The 1909-nt window shown below is 61.6% G+C and carries 1 rRNA gene; it reads right to left on the reverse strand.

Annotation, left to right across the window (positions count from 1 at the left end):
- A 16S ribosomal RNA gene (locus tag DW870_RS08150) occupies positions 1 to 1413 on the reverse strand; the annotation flags it as partial.
- Positions 1414 to 1909 lie beyond the last annotated feature (496 nt).

Below are 1909 nucleotides of genomic sequence, written 5' to 3' on the forward strand. Positions count from 1 at the left end.
GGTTGGGCCGGCGACTTCGGGTGCAGACGACTCGGGTGGTGTGACGGGCGGTGTGTACAAGGCCCGGGAACGCATTCACCGCGGCATGCTGATCCGCGATTACTAGCAACTCCGACTTCATGGGGGCGGGTTGCAGCCCCCAATCCGAACTGGGGCCGGCTTTCCGGGATCCGCTCCCCCTCGCGGGGTGGCATCCCTCTGTACCGGCCATTGTAGCACGTGTGCAGCCCAGGGCATAAGGGGCATGATGACTTGACGTCGTCCCCGCCCTCCTCCGCCTTGACGGCGGCGGTCCCGCGTGGGTTCCCGGCATCACCCGATGGCAACACGCGGCGGGGGTTGCGCTCGTTGCGGGACTTAACCCAACATCTCACGACACGAGCTGACGACAGCCATGCACCACCTGTATGGGCTCCTCTCGGCCACGGGGTCTCCCCCGCTTCACCCATATGTCAAGCCCTGGTAAGGTTCTTCGCGTTGCTTCGAATTAAGCCACATGCTCCGCTGCTTGTGCGGGCCCCCGTCAATTCCTTTGAGTTTTAGCCTTGCGGCCGTACTCCCCAGGCGGGACGCTTAATGCGTTGGCTGCGGCACGGGGGGATCGTCCCCCCACACCTAGCGTCCATCGTTTACGGCTGGGACTACCAGGGTATCTAATCCTGTTCGCTCCCCCAGCTTTCGCGCCTCAGCGTCGGTCTCGGCCCAGAGGGCCGCCTTCGCCACCGGTGTTCCACCCGATATCTGCGCATTCCACCGCTACACCGGGTGTTCCACCCTCCCCTACCGGACCCAAGCCGCGGAGGTTCCGGGGGCTTCGGGGGGTTGAGCCCCCCGCTTCGACCCCCGGCCTGCCGGGCCGCCTACGCGCGCTTTACGCCCAATGAATCCGGATAACGCTCGCCCCCTACGTATTACCGCGGCTGCTGGCACGTAGTTAGCCGGGGCTTCTTCTGCAGGTACAGTCTTGACTCTTCCCTGCTGAAAGCGGTTTACGACCCGAAGGCCTCCGTCCCGCACGCGGCGTCGCTGCGTCAGGGTTCCCCCCATTGCGCAAGATTCCCCACTGCTGCCTCCCGTAGGAGTCTGGGCCGTGTCTCAGTCCCAATCTGGCCGGTCGGTCTCTCAACCCGGCTACCCGTTGTCGGCACGGTGGGCCGTCACCCCGCCGTCTACCTGATGGGCCGCGGAGCCATCCCCTCCCGTCGGGGCTTTAGCCGGGGTGCCATGCGGCACCCCGGGGTATCCGGTATTACCCGTCCTTTCGGGCGGCTATCCCGGGGGAGGGGGCAGGTTCTCCACGTGTTACTCAGCCGTTCGCCACTCGCTTCCCTCCGGAGAGGGGTGCCGTTCGACTTGCATGTGTTAGGCGCGCCGCCAGCGTTCATCCTGAGCCAGGATCGAACTCTCCGTCCAAAATATATGGGCTTCGAGCCCGTCCGGTCCTCACAACTATTAGCTGATCGGTTCCGTTCGATTCATATGGTTTTAGTATAGGAAAAGGAATTTCTCGGGGCACAAATCCAAGTTAGACCATTTCAAATGGTTCGATGTCTGCCCGGATGCGACACTGAAGTAAGTGTCCATCCTCGCAGTATCCGGTTCTCAAGGTGCACGCTTTGCGGCTGATCCGGTCCGACCGGGCCGCGCGGCAAGGAGATATATTGCCAGACCGGAGGGGCCCCGTGGGCGGGAATCGCGCACTCCATATTTTGTTCACAAATGAATTAACTGGACTCCGAGTTGCTCAGAATCATACATATGGTCATAAACCTCGGACAGACCGTATGACCTCGGGAATCTTGCTGTCCACTGTAGACATAGCATCTTTATACCCTCGTCGGTCTCCGCTAGTAAGCCCGTCATAAATTGAAGGACAACGTTAACAAATCTATAAAACGCCAGCGGGGGG

Origin of the sequence: Collinsella sp. AM38-1BH (genome assembly GCF_003467545.1) — a bacterium.
In the GTDB taxonomy this organism is placed as follows: domain Bacteria; phylum Actinomycetota; class Coriobacteriia; order Coriobacteriales; family Coriobacteriaceae; genus Collinsella.